This window comes from Citrobacter sp. RHBSTW-00017, assembly GCF_013797615.1.
GTDB lineage: Bacteria > Pseudomonadota > Gammaproteobacteria > Enterobacterales > Enterobacteriaceae > Citrobacter > Citrobacter braakii.
On record NZ_CP056899.1, the window covers coordinates 3,520,858 to 3,541,596 of the forward strand.

Genomic DNA, 20,739 nt, shown 5'->3' on the forward strand with positions numbered 1-20,739 from the left:
GACAGTGGAGCAAACCCAATGACACAACAACCATCGCGCGCCGGAACTTTCGGCGCAATACTGCGGGTAACCAGCGGTAATTTCCTCGAACAGTTTGACTTTTTTCTGTTCGGTTTTTACGCCACCTATATCGCAAAGACCTTCTTTCCTGCAGAGAGTGAATTTGCCGGGCTAATGTTAACTTTCGCCGTGTTTGGTTCAGGTTTCTTAATGCGGCCTGTTGGCGCAATAGTGCTGGGTGCTTACATCGACAGAATTGGTCGCCGTAAAGGACTGATGGTGACGCTGGCGATTATGGGCTGCGGTACCCTGCTGATTGCCCTGGTACCCGGTTATCACAGTATTGGTCTGCTGGCCCCTGTCCTGGTATTACTCGGCCGATTATTACAGGGCTTTTCTGCAGGGGTGGAGCTGGGCGGCGTCTCGGTTTATCTTTCTGAAATCGCCACCCCTGGCAATAAAGGCTTCTACACCAGTTGGCAGTCCGCCAGTCAACAGGTCGCCATTGTGGTGGCAGCTCTGATTGGTTACGGCCTGAACGCCACCCTGGGACACGATGAGATCTCTGAATGGGGCTGGCGTATTCCATTCTTTATTGGTTGCATGATTATTCCTTTGATCTTTGTGCTCCGCCGCTCGCTTCAGGAAACAGACGCCTTTTTACAACGTACGCACCGTCCCGACACCAGGGAAATTTTTACTACCATCATCAAAAACTGGCGTCTCATCGCTGCGGGTACGCTGCTGGTGGCGATGACCACAACGACGTTCTACTTTATTACCGTTTACACACCGACCTATGGTAGGGCTGTACTTCACCTGAGCGCTCGCGACAGCCTGATCGTCACCATGCTGGTCGGTATTTCTAACTTTATCTGGCTGCCAATTGGCGGGGCGATTTCTGACCGAATTGGTCGTCGTCCGGTGTTGATGGGGATTACCATCCTTGCACTGATCACCACCTGGCCGGTTATGCACTGGCTCACCGCCGCGCCAGATTTCACGCGCATGACGCTGGTCCTGCTTTGGTTCTCGTTCTTTTTTGGTATGTACAACGGGGCAATGGTCGCCGCACTCACCGAGGTGATGCCTGTCTATGTGCGTACGGTGGGTTTTTCACTGGCATTCAGTCTTGCCACGGCGATTTTTGGCGGCCTTACGCCAGTCATATCCACAGCGCTGGTCCAGCTAACCGGGGATAAAAGCTCACCGGGGTGGTGGCTGATGTGTGCGGCACTTTGCGGGCTCGCCGCCACGGCAATGCTGTTTGTCCGGCTGAGTCGTAATTATCAACCGGTGGAATATAAACCCTGAAATGCAAACGGGCGGAAAACTCTCCGCCCGTTGTCTGTTTCATTTTTCGATTTACTGCGCAGTATTCTTGCTACGAATTTCCTGCCAGACCTTGTCGCAATCAGCATTAACGGACTGACCATTACCTGTGCGCGTAGCCTGGATGCATTGCTGATAATCCAGTACGCGTACGCTTTCTTCATTGGCAAACTGCTGATGCTGCTTTTCTTTCTTCAGCACATTCAACACGCTTTGGCAGGCTTCGATTTTCTCCGGCGATCCTTGCGCGGTAGTAATGCACGCGCTGTAGGCTTCTTTCAGACGGCTGTCTTCTTTTGGTGCCGGGGATTGCGCGCAAGCCACCAGCCCGGATGCCATAACAGCGATGAGTATCAGTTTTTTCATAGCACTTTCCTCAACGATGCGGCAGGCGCCCGGCCTGCCGCTGTTGGCATTAGAAGATGGTGAACGGAGCAATAACGATGAATTTCACGTCGCGCTCATCCTGGAAGATGTTGCCGTAACCACCGCCCCAGCTCGGAATGTCTGAATGGTTGTCGTACTGGGTGAAGTGCAGTTTAAACATGGTGCCCTTCGCACGCCCCTCTTGCAGGGTATAGACCGCATCCAGGCTGTAAGAAGATTCTTCGATAGTCCGGTTTTTGTCGTAATACGCATCCGGATTGATCTGCCAGGTTGATGGCTTGGCATCCCATGCGTAAACGTAGGACGCGCCCACTGCCCAGCCCGGCAAATTCCAGTTCTTCAGGTCATACATTGCGCCGAAGAAGACAGCCTTTTCGCCGTTGGCGTTGAAGTCGGAACGGTTATCCCACCAGATATCCAGGCGACCGTTTGATGAGGCGTAGGTCGGGGTCATACGCTGCAGGAAGTACCCCTGCTGCCCGTCCGCTTTAACCCAGGTCCCTTCCAGACGCAGGTCAACCACTTCCGCCACTTTGTAGCCAAAGGTCAGCGCCTGCAGCCAGGCCGTACCGTCATAAATATCGTTCACGGTGCGATCATCAACTTTGTCGCGCGCGCCGTAGAACTGATAGCTGGTGGTAAACGGGTTACCGCCTAAATCGAATTTATAGCTGGCTTTTGCGAAGTACTGATCGACGTAGCCTTCAGACTGACCAAATGCGGCTTCCAGCAACAGGTTATTTTTGAAGTCATATTTCGCGCCGATTGAGTGCAGATAATCTACGCTGGTCTTTTTATCAGCCTGATAGAATTTATCGACTTCAGTGTGCCATGGTGCTTTATATTCGTTGGCCCACATATAGGAGAAGCTCAGTGCACCAGCATCACCATAGTCGAAGTTGGCTCCGGCTTCAGCACCCTGATAGGTACCTGGCATAAAGCTCCAGTGCGGAGCCAACAGAGTCTGTCCGGTTGGTTGAATGTAACCAGCGCGCGCCCAAGTTGGGCCGAATTTAAATTTGGCTGCTGCTTTATAAAGGCTAATTCCGCTCTTATCGCCGGAGTAATCTTCATCATAGCCTTTATTTTTTGACGAGAATGCAATTTCGTTTGGATGGCCGCTTTCGCTACTTTCGTTCATTTCAATAGCGGTAAATGCTGCGATATCAATACCAAACATATCAGCCGCATAACCGGACTGGAAGTCGAGGTTAGCGTTCCAGGTGGAGTGAGAAAGGTTGGTTTTGTATTTGTCGTGATCGGTCACATCTTTACGGTCACGCTCACGCTGCCAGTAATAGATGCCGCCGGTTAAGGTTGAGTCATCAATAAATCCTTCGGCATGTACCTGGGGAGCGACAACGAAACCCGACATTGCTGTGATACCGGCGATAGCCAGCGCCAGCGTACTACGTTTGCCACTAAACGTACGCATATGTTAATCCTCTTTGACGTATAACCCTTCGTTTTTCAAGCTGCATCGGTGTTGGCTTTACTCGGCCTTTGGCCTCGCCCCTTCGGGGACAGCGCACGCGCTGCGTCTCCGCCTTGATGCAACTCGAAATCCATTGGGTATAAAATGCTGCCGACAAAAGCGGACAGCGAAAAAACAAAAATTAAAAAAGTAGCGCTGAGAAAACCTCAGTGACTACAATGAATAGACTATTTTTCGCGACGCGAATTATCAATCTCTTTCTGTAACGAGTATGTAATAGTATGAGCAACCGCACATATTTTCTTGTTTTCTGTTACATTTTGCCTTGGGAGTAAAAAAACTCACAAAAACAATAAAAAACACTTTATATACATATAGATATCTCCAATTTTATTATTATATATATAATTCCACCCCTAATAATTGTCTTTACATTCGCAAAACAAATTAATTCTCGAGCGTCATTAATTCGCTCTGCAAACAGAACGTTTGAACTCCTGAATTCACTCTCCGTCGTTGATGTGATCGTCCTCGGATTTTCCACACAAATACACTCACTTTATAAGGTTTTTATTGACAGCTACCGGGTGTCCCATTATTCAAAGATGCAGGTTATACGTATAAGTTGATAAATAAATGACAAAACGCATCACGCAGAAAGACGTTGCGGCCCTGGCTGGCGTTTCACAGGCAGTGGTATCCGTGGTACTCACCAAAGGAAATCACACCTACCCACAGGAGACAGTGATCCGGGTTGAGCAAGCGGCTAATCAGCTGGGATATATACCGAACCGTTTTGCACAAGCGCTGAAAACCAATAAAACCATGTCGATCGCCTGCATCGTGCCGGATATCGCCAACCCTTTTTATGCCTCGCTCGTCCGTGGTGTTCAATCGGTGACGGATAGGTATCACTACGATGCGATCGTGGCCAGCACCGATGGATTACGGGAAAGAGAGCTGCATTTTTTGCGCTGGTCAGCGCAGGGGCGGGTCGACGCCGTGGTGGGGACATTTTTTAACGTCGGGATGAAAGATTTTGCCCCGAATCTTCAGGCAGGGATCCCGATTGCACGTATTGAAGCCAGGATGAAAAAAAGCGGCCCGCTACCGCTGCATAATGTTTATATCGACAACGCCGCTGCCGCGCGCAGCGCCGTCGAATATCTGCTGGCACAGGGGCACCAAAATATCACGATGATCGCCAGCGCTGGCGGTCCTGAGCCTGCCAGAGTGGAAGGATATCGCCAGGCGATGACCCAGGCCGGCCGCCTTCCGCGCATCAAAATTCTGCCAGGTTTTAACGAACAGAGCGGCTATCAGATCGCGATGCAGCTGATTAATGACGGCACGCTCCCGGATGCGATTTTCGCCGCCAACGATTTAATGGCTATCGGCGTGATGCGTGCCGCAAGGGAGAAAGGCATCACTATCCCGGAGCAGCTTGCGGTGATGGGGTTCGATGATATTCCCGCCGCCGGGCTGGTGACCCCTTCCCTGACTACTATCGCCCAGTACCCGGAGCAGCTTGGGCAAAAAGCGGCCGCCCTCCTCCTGGCGCAAACTGATATCACCGCACAGCTCCAGGGCAGCACCACTGAAATGCCCTGGGGCCTGGTAAAAAGAGAATCCGCCTGAACGGCTGATAAAACACCACACAAGGATCAAACAGATGGAATTGCCTTCAGATTATGAGTCGCGCGTTTATGCAGGGGTGTTAGGGAAATTAATCGGCGTCTACCTTGGCCGCCCTTTTGAAGGGTGGACCTACGAAAAAATTATGCAGGAGCTGGGGCCAATCCAGTATTACGTCCACGAAAAATTTAAGCGTCCGCTGGTTGTCACCGACGATGATGTCGCCGGAACCTTTACCTTTATCCGCGCACTGGAAGATTATGCCCTGCCGCCGGATCTGAGCGCGGAACAGATGGGGCACTGCTGGCTTAATTACATCATTGATAAGCGCACCATCCTCTGGTGGGGCGGCAACGGTAATTCGACGGAACACACCGCCTGGCTGAATCTCAAAAAAGGCATTCCGGCTCCGCTAAGCGGAGCCATTGCGACCAACGGGAAAACGATTGCCGAACAGATTGGCGCACAAATCTTTATTGATAGCTGGGCGCTTGTCGCACCGGGACAACCCCGTCTGGCGGCAGAACTTGCCAAAAATGCCGCCAGCGTGAGCCATGACGGTGAAGCGGTGTATGCCGCTATGCTCTGGGCGGCGATGGAATCACAGGCCTTTATTTGCCAGGAGATCGAACAGCTTATTGACGTCGGACTATCCGTGATCCCGGCAGAGTCGCAAATAGCCCAGCTGGTTGGCGATATCCGTCGCTGGCGACGGGAAGATAACGACTGGCAGACGACCCGCCAGCGAATCGACGACAACTATGGCTATCACAAATATCCCAGCAATTGCCACATCATTCCTAATCATGCGCTGATGATTATGGCGATCCTTTACGCGCCGGACGACTTCCAGCAGGCCCAGTGCATTGTCAATACGTCAGGATGGGACACCGACTGCAATGCGGGGAATGTCGGCTGTCTGTCCGGCATTATGCTGGGACTCCAGGGTATTGACGCAGGCCCGGACTGGCGCGGGCCGCTGGCGGACAGAATGCTGATCTCCTCAGCCGACGGGGGGTTCTCCATAAACAACGCCGTGCGGATCACCGATTACCTGGTCGGTCTGGGACACCAAATTGCCGGTCTGCCGCGCCCTGAAGCCAAAAAATCCGGCGCGCAGTACCATTTCTCACTACCGGGCAGCGTGCAGGGTTTCCGCTGGCTTAATGAAGAAAATGCGGCCGCGGTTGAGGTTAAGAATGAGGCGCACCTGGGGCGGCAGATGTTGAGTCTGCACTATCGCCATCTTGCGCCCGGACTTCACGCCAGCGTGACCACGCAAACCTTTACCCCGCCTGAAATCGTGGAAATGCGCAGCTACGATTTAATGGCTACCCCACTTATCTACCCAGGTCAGCGTCTTCAGGCCACCCTGATTGCGCCACCGGATAACACATCCGCGTTAAACGTGCGGCTCTGCTACCGGGTTTATGATGACAACAATCAGCTGACGCCTCAGTACGGCGACGCGCAGATCATAGCCCCGGGTGAATCGCTAACGCTGGCGTTGGATCTCCCGGACTGCCAGGGCCAACCGATCGGCGAGATTGGCGTAACAATCAGCACCGATGCCCGCGTTGCCCGCGGTCGCCTGCTCATCGACAGTATGCGCTGGGACGGCGCACCTGAGCTGACCCTGCGTAAACCCACAGGGGAAACTAATTTTTGGTGGCGAGCCTGGGTAAACGGCGTGGATCTCTTTTCACGCCACTATCCCACCAGCTTTCGCATCTCCAAAGAGTACGACGAGGGATTGATTATTCACGGAACGCGGCAGTGGGATAACTACCGCGTTCAGAGTGACATTACGCTGCATTCAGGGGAGTACGGCGGTCTGGCTTTTCGGGTGCAGGGGATGAGGCGCTATTACGCCGCGCGCATCCTGCGCGACGGAAAATTACAGATCGTCCGCGTGCGCGACACCAGCACCAAAGTTCTGGCAGAAGCGGCGTTGTCCGACGTGTACGAGCGCCCTGTGTCGTTCGATATTAGCGTCAACGGGCAGATTATCTCCGCGACCGTTGACGGTAAAACGCTGCGCGTGGAGGACGCTGAACACGAAGCCTTGATGGATGGCGGGATCGGTTTACTGATTTGTGCAGGTGCGCTGTCGACGGACGCTATCCATATCAGCGCCAGTTGTTAATTAACGGAAATGGACGACAACAAGGGATTAAAAATGAACATACCAAAAACAATGCTGGCGCTGATAACCGCCGTTTTGCTTTCAGGCTGTGAGGATAAACCGCAGCAGGTGACCATCGAATTTATGCACTCCGCCGTTGAGCAGGAGCGCCAGACCGTCATTGCCGGGATCATCAACCGCTTTCAGCAAGAGAATCCGGATATTATTGTGAAGCAGGTTCCCGTCGAAGAGGATGCCTATAATACCAAAATCATTACCCTTGCCCGCTCAGGATCACTACCGGAGGTCGTCGAGGTCAGCCATGACTATGCCAAAGTCATGGATAAAGAGCAGCTTATCGACCACAAAGCGGTGAAAACGCTGATCGACAGGCAAGGTGAAAGCGCCTTCTACGACGGTGTGCTGCGCATTGTTCGCACCGAAGACGGAACGGCCTATACCGGCGTGCCGATCAGCGCCTGGCTGCAGGGAGTCTGGTATCGTAAATCGGTACTGGCTAAAGCGGGAATCGACGAACCCAAAAACTGGACGCAACTGCTGGAAGCGGCACGCAGGCTGACCGACAGCGCCAGTAAAAAATATGGCATCGCGCTGCCGACGGCTGAAAGCGTCATGAGCGAACAAACCTTCTCCCAGTTCGCACTTTCAAACGGTGCCAATGTGTTCAACGCAAACGGCGACATCACGGTTAACTCAGCGGAAATGCAGGCCTCGCTGAACTATTATCGCGAACTGGCCCGCTATACCATGCCTGGCTCGAACAACGTAACAGAGATCAAAGACGCCTTTATGAACGGCACCGCGCCGATGGCGGTCTATTCGACCTATATCCTGCCAGCGATTTATCAGGATGGTTCACTGGCGGATTTAGGCTTTGTCGTGCCGAGCGAAAAATCACCTGCCGTATTTGGCGTTATCACATCATTAACGCTCACGACCGGTCAGACTGAGGCAGAGACAAAAGCCGCCGAAAAATTTGTCAGCTTTATGGGACAGGCGCAGAACGCGGCTGACTGGGTATTGATGTCTCCGGGGGCGATGCTGCCGGTGACGAAGGCCGCCGCGCAAAACGTCAGCTGGAAGGACAACCCTGCCGTCAAAGTCTTTGGAACTCTCCCTGAACAGCTGATTGCCCAGTACCCGAATATGCAGGTCTTTGGATCGGTCGGCGAGAAGAACTTTACGCGGATGGGGGATATTACCGGCTCCATGATCCTCAGTGAAATGGTCAATCAGGCGACGGTGGGTAAGCAGGAGACATCGGTGGTGCTGGAACGCAGCCAGCAGCGGGTTCAGGCGTTAATGCAGCATAAGTAAAACAGAAAAATCCGCCTCAAACGTCGCGTTGGCGGCGTTTGAGGCAGTGTGGCAGGAATTACTCGCCGACTTTAGCCCACGTATCGCGCAGACCTACAGTGCGGTTAAATACCAGCTTGTCAGCCGTTGCATAGCGGCTGTCCAGGCAGAAATAGCCTTCACGCTCAAACTGGAACGCTTTACCTGCAATCGCAGCCTGCAGTGACGGCTCACCGTAGCCCTGCTTAATGACCAGCGATTCCGGGTTGATAACGGACAGGAAGTCTTCCGCCGCACCTGGGTTTGGCACGCTAAACAGACGATCGTACAAACGGATTTCAATCGGCAGCGCATGGGACGCGCTCACCCAGTGAATAACACCTTTTACTTTACGACCATCAGCCGGATCTTTGCTCAGGGTGTCGGCATCGTAGGTGCAGAAAATGGTGGTGATATTCCCTTCTGCATCTTTCTCCACACGTTCAGCCTTGATCACGTAAGCATTGCGCAGACGTACTTCTTTGCCCATCACCAGACGCTTGTACTGCTTGTTCGCTTCTTCGCGGAAGTCTGCGCGATCGATCCAAATTTCACCGCTAAACGGCACTTCACGGCTGCCCATTTCCGGTTTGTTCGGATGGTTAGGCATGGTAACCAGCTCGCTTTCGCCCTGCGGGTAGTTTTCGATAACCAGTTTCACCGGATCGATAACTGCCATCGCGCGCGGGGCGTTTTCGTTCAGATCTTCGCGAATGCAGGACTCCAGAGAAGCGATCTCAATGGTGTTATCCTGCTTGGTCACGCCAATGCGTTTGCAGAACTCACGAATAGCGGCAGCAGTATAACCACGACGACGCAGGCCAGAAATCGTCGGCATACGCGGATCGTCCCAGCCTTCAACGTGCTTGTCGGTCACCAGCAGGTTCAGCTTGCGTTTGGACATCACGGTGTATTCCAGATTCAGGCGCGAGAATTCGTACTGGCGCGGGTGAACCGGAATGGTGATGTTGTCCAGCACCCAGTCGTACAAACGACGGTTATCCTGGAACTCCAGCGTACACAGTGAATGCGTAATGCCTTCCAGCGCATCGCTGATGCAGTGGGTAAAATCGTACATCGGGTAGATGCACCACTTGTTGCCGGTCTGGTGGTGTTCGGCGAACTTAATACGGTACAGCACCGGATCACGCATCACGATAAACGGCGAAGCCATATCGATTTTCGCGCGCAGGCAGGCTTTACCTTCTTCAAAACCACCGGTACGCATTTTTTCGAACAGTGCCAGGTTCTCTTCGACGCTACGATCGCGGAACGGGCTGTTTTTACCTGGCTGCGTCAGAGTGCCGCGGTATTCGCGGATCTCCTCCGCTGACAGTTCATCAACGTACGCCAGGCCTTTATTAATAAGCTCTACCGCATAGGCGTGAAGCTGATCGAAGTAATCCGAAGAGTAGCGAATATCGCCAGTCCAGTGGAAACCTAACCATTCAACGTCGTTTTTAATCGACTCAACGTACTCGATATCTTCTTTAACCGGGTTCGTATCATCAAAACGCAGGTTGCACTGGCCCTGGTAATCTTGCGCAATGCCAAAGTTCAGACAAATGGATTTCGCGTGGCCAATGTGCAGATAGCCATTTGGCTCCGGCGGAAAACGTGTATGGATAGTGGTGTGCTTACCACTGGCCAGATCTTCATCGATGATCTGACGAATAAAGTTACTCGGGCGGGCTTCAGCCTCACTCATCGTGGATTCCTCAAAGCGTAAACAACGTATAACGGAACATGATCTTATAAGCGACGTCAGGAGACAACTATTAGTTGCACAAAAAAGGTGTTTCAACAGGATATATGGGGGTATTTGCTGCAAAAAAAAGCGGCGGAGGAATATCCCCCGCCGCTTAAGGCACTTAACTCACTTTACTCAGGAGCAGTTATTTACCTTTAATCTCATACAGTGGTGTTTGACCAGCAACCACATGACCTTCGGCTTTAATGACCAGAGCACCGAAATCATCGCTGTTGCTGCACACAACCGGGCTAATCATGGAACGTGCGTTGGCGTTCAGGAACTCCAGATCCATTTCCAGAATCGGTTGACCTGCAGTCACTTCCGCACCTTCTTCAACCAGACGCTTAAAGCCTTTACCTTCCAGCGCTACTGTATCGATGCCCATGTGGACCACAATTTCCGCGCCTTTAACGGTTTCCAGACAGAACGCATGGTTAGTGTTGAAGATTTTCACGATGGTGCCGGCAGCCGGAGCAACCACGATTTTATCCGTTGGCTTCACCGCCACACCGTCGCCTACAGCTTTGCTGGCGAAGGCTTCATCAGGTACCTGCTCCAGCGCAACCACGTCACCGGTAATCGGAGAAACTAAAGTTTCAACGGTTACTGCGTTCGCTACAGCTTGCGGTTTAGCAACCGGAGCCGCTGCTGCTGGCGCACTTTCACCAGACGCTGCAGCCACCGGGCCACGCGCGACAACTTTCTTCATTTCGTCGCCGATAGATTCGGCCTTCGCACCCACGATGACCTGGATAGTTTGCTTGTTCAGCTTAACCACTCCAGATGCGCCTAAACGTTTACACATCGCATCGTTTACGCGACCGGAGTCGGCAACGGTCAGACGCAGACGAGTGATACAGGCATCAATCGCTTTCAGGTTATCGGTACCGCCAACTGCTGCAATGTAGTTGGTTGCCAGTTGAGCCAGACCTTCTTCAGTGTTGCTGTTCGCTTCTTCAGTAACGATATCGTCTTCTTTATCTTCACGGCCCGGCGTTTTCAGGTTAAACATACGAATAACCGCGCTGAACAACACAAAGTAAATGACGAAGAACACCAGGCCCATCACGACCAGCATCCAGACGTTCTGACTCGCCGCCGGCAGGTTGTACATCAACACGTAGTCGATAGCACCTGCGGAGAAGGAGAAGCCCGCGTGGATCCCCAGCAGTGTTGCAACGAACAGGCTGATACCCGTTAACAGTGCGTGCAGGAGGTACAGCAATGGCGCCAGGAACATGAACAGGAATTCCAGCGGCTCGGTAACACCGGTCAGGAACGCGGTGATCGCAACGGACAGCAGCATACCGCCAACCATCGGACGACGTGCTTTCGGAGCGGCGAAGTACATTGCCAGCGCCGCACCCGGCAGACCAAACATCATGATCGGGAAGAAGCCAGACATGAACATACCCGCAGTGCCGTCACCCGCGTAGAAGCGGTTGATGTCACCGTGGAATACGGTACCTGCAGCGTTAGTGAATTCACCAATCTGGAACCAGGCGATGGTGTTCAGCACCTGATGCAGACCGGTTGGGATCAGCAGACGGTTGATGAAACCAAAGATACCGGAACCCAGCGCGCCAGCGCCTACGATCCACTCACCTCCCGCATGGATGGCGTTCTGCACCGGCGGCCACACGTAGCCGAAGATAGCAGCCAGCACCAGACAGAAGAAGCCAGTGGCGATCGGCACGAAGCGTTTGCCGCCAAAGAAGCTCAGGAAGTCAGGTAATTTGATACCAGACCAACGGTTATACACTGCACCGCCGACCAGACCAGTGATGATACCTGCCAGCACGCCCATGTTGATGGCCGGGTTAATGGTAACCATTGCTTTGGTCAATATGAAATAACCGACCGCACCCGCCAGCGCTGCAGCACCCGCGCTGTCTTTTGACCAGCTGGAAGCCACACCGATAGCGAAAATTAACGCCAGGTTATCAAAGATGGCCCCACCCGCTTGCGCGATGAAGGGTACGTTAAGTAAATCTGGTTGGCCGAATCGCAGCAGCAGTGCCGCGACTGGCAGCACAGCGATGGGGAGCTGTAACGCCCTACCCAGCCGCTGGAAAAAACCTAAAATATTCATTTTATTCCCCCTACGAGACCCCGATTAGGCTTCTTTGAAGCCATATTTTTATTGTGCGACCATTCCTGACAGCAAGATTCTGGAACAACAATATTAACCATTCATCTACATTCAGAGTGTGTGAAAATTTAATTCGTATCGCAAATTAAATGCGTGTTTTTTGTGATTCCAGTCACCAAATATCGTTATTAACCCTCCCTTCCACTGGCTAACTACGAAAACTTATTTTATCATTCAAAAAATCGAAACGGATTGATCCTTACCGATGCAAAACCAGGTTACGCTTAATACTGCACAGAGACTCAATCCGCCAATTGCTTACATTTACTTTTGAGGTGAAGAATGAGACTGATCCCCCTGAATACCGCTGAACAAGTCGGCAAATGGGCTGCTCGCCATATCGTTAACCGTATTAACGCGTTCAAACCAACGGCTGATCGTCCGTTCGTTTTGGGCCTGCCGACTGGCGGTACTCCGCTGACAGCCTACAAAGCATTGGTTGAAATGCACAAAGCGGGCCAGGTAAGCTTCAAGCATGTTGTAACGTTCAATATGGACGAATATGTTGGCCTGCCGAAAGAGCATCCGGAAAGCTACCATAGCTTCATGCATCGCAACTTCTTTGATCACGTTGATATTCCAGCAGAAAACATCAACCTCCTCAATGGTAACGCACCGGATATTGATGCAGAATGCCGTCAGTATGAAGAAAAAATCCGTTCTTACGGTAAAATCCACTTGTTTATGGGCGGCGTAGGCAACGATGGTCACATCGCGTTCAACGAACCAGCCTCTTCTTTGGCTTCCCGTACCCGCATCAAAACGCTGACTCACGACACGCGTGTTGCGAACTCACGCTTCTTTGACGGCGACGTCAGCCAGGTGCCTAAATATGCGCTGACCGTTGGCGTGGGCACCCTGCTGGATGCCGAAGAAGTGATGATCCTGGTACTGGGCCACCAGAAAGCGCAGGCGCTGCAAGCCGCCGTTGAAGGCAACGTTAACCATATGTGGACCATCAGCTGTCTGCAGCTGCATCCGAAAGCCGTTGTGGTCTGCGATGAGCCTTCCACCATGGAACTGAAAGTGAAGACGCTGAAATACTTTAACGAGTTAGAAGCGGAAAATATTAAAGGTCTGTAATTGATGTCTCCGCCCTGTCGATAAGTTGCAGGGCGGCATTTTTTGAAATCGGGGGTCGGAATGTATGCTTTAACCCAGGGCCGGATTTTTACCGGTCACGAAATTCTTGATGACCATGCGATTGTTGTCGCCAATGGCCTGATTGACAGCGTTTGCCCACTGGCTGAGTTACCGTCAGGAATTGAACAGCGCTCACTGAATGGGGCCATTGTTTCCCCCGGTTTTATCGATGTACAGCTAAACGGCTGCGGCGGCGTACAGTTTAACGATACGGCAGAAGCCGTGACCGTTGAAACGCTGGAAATCATGCAGAAAGCCAATGAAAAATCTGGCTGCACCAGCTACCTGCCAACGCTTATCACCACCAGCGATGACCTAATGAAACAAGGCGTTCGCGTCATGCGTGAATACCTGGCGAAACACCCAAATCAGGCACTAGGGCTTCATCTGGAAGGCCCGTGGCTGAATCTGGTGAAAAAAGGCACCCATAATCCGGGATTTGTCCGTCAACCGGACGCTGCGCTGGTTGATTTCCTGTGCAATAATGCCGATGTGATCACCAAAGTAACGCTGGCGCCAGAAATGGTCCCGGTAGAGGTCATTACCAAACTGGTGAATGCGGGTATTGTGGTTTCTGCGGGTCACTCAAATGCAACGGTAAAAGAAGCAAAAATTGGGTTCCGCGCAGGCATCACCTTTGCGACACATCTGTTCAACGCGATGCCGTACATTACCGGCCGCGAACCTGGTCTGGCGGGCGCTATTCTTGATGAAGCCGATATCTACTGCGGCATCATCGCCGATGGCCTCCACGTTGATTACGTTAACATTCGTAATGCCAAACGCCTGAAAGGCGACAAGCTGTGCCTGGTCACCGACGCAACCGCACCAGCAGGTGCAAACATTGAACAGTTCATTTTCGCTGGTAAAACAATATACTACCGTAATGGATTGTGCGTTGATGAGAACGGTACACTGAGCGGCTCATCATTAACCATGATTGAAGGCGTACGCAATCTGGTCGAACATGCGAATATCGCTCTCGACGAAGTCTTACGTATGGCAACGCTCTACCCTGCTCGCGCCATTGGCGTCGACAAACAACTCGGCAGCATCGCGCCAGGCAAAGTAGCCAACCTGACTGCGTTCACGCACGACTTTAAAATTATCAAGACCATCGTTAATGGCAACGAGGTCGTTACTGAGTAAGAGAAAGAATGACACCAGGCGGACAAGCTCAAATAGGTAATGTTGATCTCGTAAAACAGCTTAACAGCGCGGCGGTTTATCGCCTGATTGACCAGCATGGGCCAATCTCGCGAATTCAAATTGCCGAGCAAAGCCAGCTTGCCCCCGCCAGCGTAACGAAAATTACGCGTCAATTGATCGAACGCGGGCTGATCAAAGAAGTCGACCAGCAGGCCTCCACCGGGGGCCGCCGCGCTATCTCTATCGTCACCGAAACCCGCAATTTCCACGCCATTGGCGTACGCTTAGGTCGCCACGATACTACGCTCACGCTCTATGATATGAGCAGTAAAGTGGTCGCTGAAGAGCATTATCCTCTCCCGGAGCGCACCCAGGAAACGCTGGAGTATGCGCTGCTCAACACCATTGCCACCTTTATTGAGAACTGCCAGCGGAAAATCCGCGAGCTGGTTGCGATTTCCGTCATTCTGCCAGGCCTTGTTGATCCTGAAAGCGGCGTCATCCGCTATATGCCGCACATTCAGGTCGAAAACTGGGGGCTGGTCGAAGCACTCGAAAAACGCTTTAAGGTCACCTGCTTTGTCGGTCACGATATTCGCAGTCTGGCGCTGGCCGAGCACTATTTCGGGGCAAGCCAGGATTGCGAAGACTCCATTTTGGTGCGTGTTCACCGCGGAACCGGGGCGGGAATCATCTCCAATGGCCGAATTTTTATTGGTCGCAATGGCAACGTGGGTGAGATTGGCCATATTCAGGTAGAGCCGCTGGGTGAACGTTGTCACTGCGGTAATTTCGGCTGTCTGGAAACAATTGCCGCCAATGCCTCTATTGAACACCGCGTGCAGAACTTATTGAAACAGGGTTATCCAAGCCGACTCACGCTGGATGATTGCGGCATTAAAGCCATCTGTAAGGCGGCTAATAAAGGCGATAACCTGGCATCAGAAGTCATTGAGCACGTTGGTCGTCACCTGGGTAAAACCATCGCCATCGCCATCAACCTGTTTAACCCACAAAAAATCGTCATTGCGGGCGAGATTACCGAGGCTGATAAAGTGCTGCTGCCTGCTATAGAAAGCTGTATCAACACGCAGGCGTTGAAAGCGTTTCGCCACAATTTACCGGTGGTTCGTTCCACGCTGGATCACCGCTCAGCCATTGGCGCCTTTGCGCTGGTGAAGCGTGCGATGCTCAACGGTACATTGCTGCAACGTTTGCTGGAAAGCTAATACCAAGCAGCCTCTGCGTTAGCTGCATCTGCTCACCCCAGTCACTTACTTCAGTAAGCTCCCGGGGTTCTCAGACTTGTGCCGCCTTGATGCAACTCGAATGATTTAGTGTATTTTGTGTATAGTAATGCCTTCTTTTTTTGATGTCGGATTGTCCATGGCCATTAAGAATGTAATTTGTGATATCGACGGCGTGCTGATGCACGACAATGTTGCCGTACCGGGTGCGGCAGAATTTCTGACTGGGATCCTGGAAAAAGGCCTGCCGTTAGTTTTGCTGACTAACTATCCTTCACAGACCGGGCAGGATTTGGCAAACCGCTTCGCCACCGCGGGTGTGAATGTCCCTGATAGCGTCTTTTATACTTCCGCCATGGCTACCGCTGATTTTCTTCGCCGCCAGGAAGGGAAAAAGGCCTACGTGGTAGGTGAAGGTGCGTTAATTCACGAGCTGTATAAAGCCGGGTTTACTATTACTGACGTGAACCCCGATTTTGTGATTGTTGGCGAGACGCGATCCTATAACTGGGACATGATGCATAAAGCAGCATATTTTGTGGCCAACGGCGCGCGTTTCATCGCCACAAACCCGGATACTCACGGACGCGGCTTTTATCCCGCCTGTGGTGCGCTGTGCGCCGGTATCGAAAAAATCTCTGGCCGCAAGCCGTTTTATGTGGGCAAACCCAGCCCGTGGATTATTCGCGCGGCGCTCAACAAAATGCAGGCGCATTCGGAAGAGACCGTTATCGTTGGCGACAACCTGCGTACCGATATTCTGGCGGGCTTCCAGGCGGGTCTCGAAACTATCCTGGTATTGTCTGGCGTTTCGACGCTCGACGACATTGACAGCATGCCGTTCAGACCAAGCTGGATTTACCCGTCCGTTGCGGAAATTGATGTGATTTGATGCGTAAGCCGGATAAGACGCCCCCGCGTCATATCCGGCCAGAAGAAATCCTTCCATTTAATAAAACCGCCATAAAATTATCGATTCATTAATAAACCCGTCTATTCTGTAATCTTTTTTCACCAATCCACAATGACCATTGCGTTTTTTATTTTCTGACCCGTAATTCACTTGCGCCCTCTCCAGCTTTGCGGCATTTTCTTTATCAAGCAAACATAAAAAGCATCACGCAACAGGTTAACGGAGAAGGTTATGTGTTCTATTTTTGGCGTATTCGATATTAAAACTGACGCAGTTGAACTGCGTAAAAAAGCCCTGGAATTGTCTCGTCTGATGCGCCATCGCGGCCCGGACTGGTCGGGTATTTACGCCAGTGATAACGCCATTCTGGCGCACGAACGTCTGTCCATCGTCGACGTCAACGCCGGTGCTCAGCCGCTGTACAACGTGAAGAAAACGCATATCCTGGCGGTTAACGGTGAAATTTATAACCATCAGGCGCTGCGCGCTGAATACGGCGATCGCTATCAGTTCCAGACCGGTTCCGACTGCGAAGTTATCCTTGCACTGTATCAGGAAAAAGGCCCAGAGTTTCTGGATGACCTGCAAGGCATGTTTGCTTTTGCTCTGTACGACAGCGAGCAGGACGCTTACCTGATCGGTCGCGATCATATCGGGATCATCCCGCTGTATATGGGTTACGACGAGCACGGTAACTTCTACGTTGCGTCTGAAATGAAAGCCCTGGTTCCCGTGTGTCGCACGATCAAAGAATTCCCAGCCGGGAGCTATTTATGGAGTAAAGACGGCGAAATTCGTCAGTACTATCAGCGCGACTGGTTTGAATACGATGCGGTAAAAGACAACGTTACCGATAAAAACGAGTTGCGTCAGGCACTGGAAGATGCAGTGAAAAGCCACCTGATGTCAGATGTTCCTTATGGTGTATTGCTGTCCGGCGGTCTGGATTCATCCGTCATTTCCGCAATCACCAAAAAATACGCCGCGCGTCGTGTTGAAGATCAGGAGCGTAGCGAAGCCTGGTGGCCGCAGTTGCACTCCTTCGCCGTAGGCCTGGAAGGCGCTCCGGACCTGAAAGCCGCGCAAGAGGTGGCGAACCATCTGGGTACTGTGCACCATGAGATCCACTTCACCGTGCAGGAAGGTTTGGATGCTATCCGCGACGTGATTTATCACATCGAAACTTACGATGTTACGACGATTCGCGCCTCGACCCCGATGTACTTAATGTCGCGTAAAATTAAAGCGATGGGAATTAAAATGGTGCTGTCGGGCGAAGGTTCTGACGAAGTATTTGGCGGCTATCTCTATTTCCACAAAGCACCAGATGCAAAAGAGCTGCACGAAGAGACCGTGCGTAAGCTGCAGGCGCTGCATATGTTCGACTGTGCCCGTGCCAACAAAGCTATGTCGGCCTGGGGAGTGGAAGCTCGCGTGCCCTTCCTGGATAAGAAATTCCTTGATGTGGCGATGCGCATCAACCCGCAGGACAAAATGTGCGGCAACGGCAAAATGGAAAAACATGTTCTGCGTGAATGTTTTGAGTCCTACCTGCCAGCAAGCGTTGCATGGCGCCAGAAAGAGCAGTTCTCCGATGGTGTCGGTTACAGCTGGATTGATACCCTGAAAGAGGTGGCCGCTGAGCAAGTTTCTGACCAACAACTGGAAACCGCCAGCTTCCGTTTCCCTTACAACACGCCATCTTCTAAAGAAGCGTATTTGTACCGTGAGATTTTCGAAGAGCTGTTCCCGGTTGCGAGCGCTGCGGAATGTGTGCCTGGCGGGCCGTCTGTTGCCTGTTCTTCTGCCAAAGCAATCGAATGGGATGAGGCGTTTAAAACCATGAACGATCCTTCTGGTCGTGCGGTTGGCGTACATCAGTCCGCTTATAAATAAGTTAATCCTTAGAAAAGGGCCCTACGGGGCTCTTTTTTATGTCTATTTTCTGTGCAAAAAAACAATTAATAACTAATAATTGCCGAATATTGCGTCATGCTGTTCGCAACCTAACCAAACAGTCACATTCCAGCTATTTTCAATGAAAAAGGGGTTGACGCTTCAAGGCTCAATACGCATAATGCGCCCCGCAACGCCGATAAGGTTACGCGAAAAAAAGATGGCTACGTAGCTCAGCTGGTTAGAGCACATCACTCATAATGATGGGGTCACAGGTTCGAATCCCGTCGTAGCCACCATCTTTTTTGCGGGAGTGGCGAAATTGGTAGACGCACCAGATTTAGGTTCTGGCGCCGCAAGGTGTGCGAGTTCAAGTCTCGCCTCCCGCACCATTCACCCGTAAGCGTTGCACGGATGGGGTATCGCCAAGCGGTAAGGCACCGGTTTTTGATACCGGCATTCCCTGGTTCGAATCCAGGTACCCCAGCCATTTTTTCTTCGATGTAGCGGTTCACCGCAACGGTCATTGGGGTATCGCCAAGCGGTAAGGCACCGGTTTTTGATACCGGCATTCCCTGGTTCGAATCCAGGTACCCCAGCCATCGAAGAATATGATAGTATCTGGCTACGTAGCTCAGCTGGTTAGAGCACATCACTCATAATGATGGGGTCACAGGTTCGAATCCCGTCGTAGCCACCATATTAAGGACGTATCGACTCGTTCGGTAAATCCAAAAAATTGTTGGGGTATCGCCAAGCGGTAAGGCTCTGGTTTCTGATACCAGCATTCCGAGGTTCGAATCCTCGTACCCCAGCCAATTTCAAAAAGCCGTCCATTCTGTGGATGCACCTGTTGGGGTATCGCCAAGCGGTAAGGCTCTGGTTTCTGATACCAGCATTCCGAGGTTCGAATCCTCGTACCCCAGCCATATTAAAAAAGCTCGCTTCGGCGAGCTTTTTGCTTTTCTGCATTTATTATCTGATGGCACTACGCTTACCAGGCCTACAACGTTCTCTGTAGGCCTGTCTGAATTACAATCCTAACGCGTACTTGAGTGCCTGACGTTTCAACATACCGGCGCGCTCTGCGGCCATTAGCCCAAGATTACGCATGATACGCAGCGGCTGCAGGTTGTTGCTAAATCCTGCGTAGAACAGATCCATGCCGCTTTGCATGATGAAATTGTCAGTCATGCGACGGTTCTGATAGCGCTTCAGCACCGGCTGGCTTGCCCAGGACTCACCGTAGCTGCGCGCATTCACCAGCACGTCAATCAGCGCATCCACATCACGGAACCCCAAATTAACGCCCTGCCCCGCCAGCGGATGAATGGTATGCGCGGCGTCACCCACCAGCGCCAGTCCTGGCTGCACATATTGCAGCGCGTGACGGCGCGTTAGCGGGAATGCCCCCGCTGCCACAGGCGTAACGTTACCGAGTCGCGATGGGAAATGTTTGGCGATCTCCGCCTGCAGTTGCGACATATTCAAACCTTGCAACTGGCGGATACGCGCCGGTGAGTCGTACCACACCAGCGAGGCCCAGTTATCAAACAGCGGTAAAAATGCGCGCGGACCGTCAGGGGTGAATTGCTGCCAGGTGCTGTCTCCCGGCGAATTCTCGCACTGCACGGTTATCAACATACAGGACTGCGCATACTGCCAGGCATGGATACCAATCCCGGCCATTTTCCGCACCTGAGAATTTGCGCCATCGGCGCCGATGACCAGCTTCGCGCTGATTTTTTCGCCACCAGCCAGCTCAAGCTCATGCCGATCGTTATGTTGATGCAGAGAGATCAGCGACGCAGGCACGCGCAGCGTGACTTTGGGGTGAACGTCCAGAGCCTGCCAGAGCGCCTGTTGCAGGACTGTGTTTTCCACCATATAGCCCAGCAAGGGCAGCTTAAGCTCGGCGGCATCAAACATCACATGGGCATTTTCCCATTCCCACGTTTCCAGACGACGGTAAGGGTGGCTGCGCATCCCCTGAACCGTATCCCAGACGCCCAGCCCTTTTAGCAACGACACGGAGGCGGAGCTGATGGCCGAAATTCTGACATCTGGCTGTCCGTCAGCCACAAACGGCGCGGGAACGGCATGTTCAATGACCGTTACCGTAAATCCATGCTGCGCCAGTCCTAGCGCCAGCGCGCCGCCGACCATCCCCCCACCGACAATGGCAATTTCCGTTGGTTGATTTGTCATGGTCAATT

14 protein-coding genes and 7 tRNA genes are annotated in these 20,739 nt (G+C 52.3%); 16 read left to right on the forward strand and 5 right to left on the reverse strand.

The window, feature by feature from the left end; genetic code table 11:
* The first annotated feature begins 18 nt into the window (after window positions 1-18).
* Window positions 19-1,314 (forward strand): MFS transporter, encoded by a 1,296-nt coding sequence (locus HV037_RS17140; protein ID WP_047501723.1) that lies wholly within the window; start codon window positions 19-21, stop codon window positions 1,312-1,314.
* A 51-nt stretch (window positions 1,315-1,365) separates the two neighbouring features.
* On the opposite strand, the gene chiQ is transcribed toward HV037_RS17140, so the two are convergent.
* Both chiQ and chiP read right to left on the reverse strand, forming a co-directional pair.
* Entirely contained in the window at window positions 1,366-1,698 is a 333-nt protein-coding gene (gene chiQ, locus HV037_RS17145; RefSeq protein WP_016155980.1) for a ChiQ/YbfN family lipoprotein, read from the reverse strand.
* A gap of 49 nt (window positions 1,699-1,747) precedes the next feature.
* Entirely contained in the window at window positions 1,748-3,154 is a 1,407-nt protein-coding gene (gene chiP, locus HV037_RS17150; protein WP_016152254.1) for a chitoporin, read from the reverse strand.
* A gap of 636 nt (window positions 3,155-3,790) precedes the next feature.
* On the opposite strand from chiP, the gene HV037_RS17155 reads away from it, so the two are divergent.
* Genes HV037_RS17155 through HV037_RS17165 form a run of 3 tightly spaced genes read left to right on the forward strand, consistent with a single transcriptional unit; the run spans window position 3,791 to window position 8,252 of the window.
* Window positions 3,791-4,792: a LacI family DNA-binding transcriptional regulator gene (locus HV037_RS17155; RefSeq protein ID WP_103283623.1), complete on the forward strand. Its 1,002-nt coding sequence runs from the start codon at window positions 3,791-3,793 to the stop codon at window positions 4,790-4,792.
* Window positions 4,793-4,826: 34 nt separating this feature from the next.
* On the forward strand, window positions 4,827-6,935 hold the full coding sequence (locus tag HV037_RS17160; RefSeq protein ID WP_103283622.1) for an ADP-ribosylglycohydrolase family protein: 2,109 nt from the start codon (window positions 4,827-4,829) through the stop codon (window positions 6,933-6,935).
* Between the two features lie 33 nt (window positions 6,936-6,968).
* A complete protein-coding gene (locus HV037_RS17165) occupies window positions 6,969-8,252 on the forward strand; it encodes an extracellular solute-binding protein (protein WP_103283621.1) in 1,284 nt (427 codons plus the stop codon).
* Between the two features lie 58 nt (window positions 8,253-8,310).
* Here the strand turns inward: HV037_RS17165 and glnS are convergent, their stop codons facing one another.
* Together glnS and nagE are read right to left on the reverse strand one after the other, a co-directional pair.
* Window positions 8,311-9,978, reverse strand: coding sequence for a glutamine--tRNA ligase (gene glnS, locus HV037_RS17170; protein WP_016152250.1), 1,668 nt, complete (start codon window positions 9,976-9,978; stop codon window positions 8,311-8,313).
* Window positions 9,979-10,165: 187 nt separating this feature from the next.
* The gene (nagE, locus tag HV037_RS17175) at window positions 10,166-12,115 is read right to left on the reverse strand and encodes a PTS N-acetyl glucosamine transporter subunit IIABC (protein ID WP_016152249.1); all 1,950 of its coding nucleotides are present in this window, start codon (window positions 12,113-12,115) and stop codon (window positions 10,166-10,168) included.
* A gap of 342 nt (window positions 12,116-12,457) precedes the next feature.
* On the opposite strand from nagE, the gene nagB reads away from it, so the two are divergent.
* From nagB to HV037_RS17235, 12 genes are all read left to right on the forward strand, one after another.
* Window positions 12,458-13,258 (forward strand): glucosamine-6-phosphate deaminase, encoded by an 801-nt coding sequence (gene nagB, locus HV037_RS17180; protein WP_003022803.1) that lies wholly within the window; start codon window positions 12,458-12,460, stop codon window positions 13,256-13,258.
* A gap of 60 nt (window positions 13,259-13,318) precedes the next feature.
* Entirely contained in the window at window positions 13,319-14,467 is a 1,149-nt protein-coding gene (gene nagA, locus HV037_RS17185; RefSeq protein ID WP_032931096.1) for an N-acetylglucosamine-6-phosphate deacetylase, read from the forward strand.
* 8 nt (window positions 14,468-14,475) lie between these two features.
* Window positions 14,476-15,696, forward strand: coding sequence for an N-acetylglucosamine repressor (locus HV037_RS17190; protein WP_016152247.1), 1,221 nt, complete (start codon window positions 14,476-14,478; stop codon window positions 15,694-15,696).
* Between the two features lie 157 nt (window positions 15,697-15,853).
* On the forward strand, window positions 15,854-16,606 hold the full coding sequence (gene nagD / locus HV037_RS17195; RefSeq protein WP_005121413.1) for a ribonucleotide monophosphatase NagD: 753 nt from the start codon (window positions 15,854-15,856) through the stop codon (window positions 16,604-16,606).
* A gap of 252 nt (window positions 16,607-16,858) precedes the next feature.
* The gene (asnB, locus tag HV037_RS17200; RefSeq protein ID WP_003835552.1) at window positions 16,859-18,523 is read left to right on the forward strand and encodes an asparagine synthase B; all 1,665 of its coding nucleotides are present in this window, start codon (window positions 16,859-16,861) and stop codon (window positions 18,521-18,523) included.
* A 222-nt stretch (window positions 18,524-18,745) separates the two neighbouring features.
* Window positions 18,746-18,822 (forward strand) — tRNA-Met (locus tag HV037_RS17205).
* Between the two features lie 8 nt (window positions 18,823-18,830).
* Window positions 18,831-18,915: transfer RNA gene (locus HV037_RS17210), tRNA-Leu, on the forward strand.
* A gap of 23 nt (window positions 18,916-18,938) precedes the next feature.
* Window positions 18,939-19,013 (forward strand) — tRNA-Gln (locus HV037_RS17215).
* 37 nt (window positions 19,014-19,050) lie between these two features.
* Window positions 19,051-19,125, forward strand: a tRNA-Gln gene (locus HV037_RS17220).
* Window positions 19,126-19,146: 21 nt separating this feature from the next.
* Window positions 19,147-19,223, forward strand: a tRNA-Met gene (locus tag HV037_RS17225).
* Window positions 19,224-19,266: 43 nt separating this feature from the next.
* Window positions 19,267-19,341 (forward strand) — tRNA-Gln (locus tag HV037_RS17230).
* 36 nt (window positions 19,342-19,377) lie between these two features.
* A tRNA-Gln gene (locus tag HV037_RS17235) sits at window positions 19,378-19,452 on the forward strand.
* Window positions 19,453-19,555: 103 nt separating this feature from the next.
* Here the strand turns inward: HV037_RS17235 and ubiF are convergent.
* Entirely contained in the window at window positions 19,556-20,731 is a 1,176-nt protein-coding gene (ubiF, locus tag HV037_RS17240) for a 3-demethoxyubiquinol 3-hydroxylase (RefSeq protein WP_016152246.1), read from the reverse strand.
* Window positions 20,732-20,739 lie beyond the last annotated feature (8 nt).